Annotated in this window: 2 protein-coding genes; both read right to left on the minus strand. The window is 63.9% G+C overall.

Features of this window, described 5'->3' with window-relative positions:
- Positions 1-164, minus strand: a 164-nt coding sequence (locus tag CCN37_RS42125; RefSeq protein WP_256388112.1) for a transcriptional regulator, incomplete at its 3' end; no start/stop codon positions are given.
- The coding region (locus CCN37_RS40505; protein ID WP_210408390.1) for a hypothetical protein at positions 165-352 on the minus strand (188 nt) is incomplete at its 5' end.

The raw sequence follows: 352 nt of genomic DNA on the forward strand, positions 1-352 counted from the left end.
GTGCGCAACGTGCTGATCTGCTTGGACAGCGCGGAATCGCTCAGCTCGACCGAGTCTCGGACGAAGGCGAACTCGCACCACTCCGACGCCGCCAGCAACGCGACGATCGACAACCGCGTCGGATCGAGCAGCACTTGGTCGAGCCTGGCGGGAACGTGGGCCATCTACCGCGACTTCCTCGTCATCGCGAGCCAGCGGTAGTAGAACGCCATCAGGATGAGCGTCGTCATCAGCATCTGGACCGCGACCCGGGCGAAACCGTGCATCGGGAAGAACACCAGCATGATCACCTGAGGCAGGAGCATGGCGGTGATGATGCCGACGGCGCCGAAGGCGTTCTCCGACGGTCGGT

Source organism: Allokutzneria sp. NRRL B-24872 (genome assembly GCF_002155965.1).
Taxonomy (GTDB): domain Bacteria; phylum Actinomycetota; class Actinomycetes; order Mycobacteriales; family Pseudonocardiaceae; genus Allokutzneria.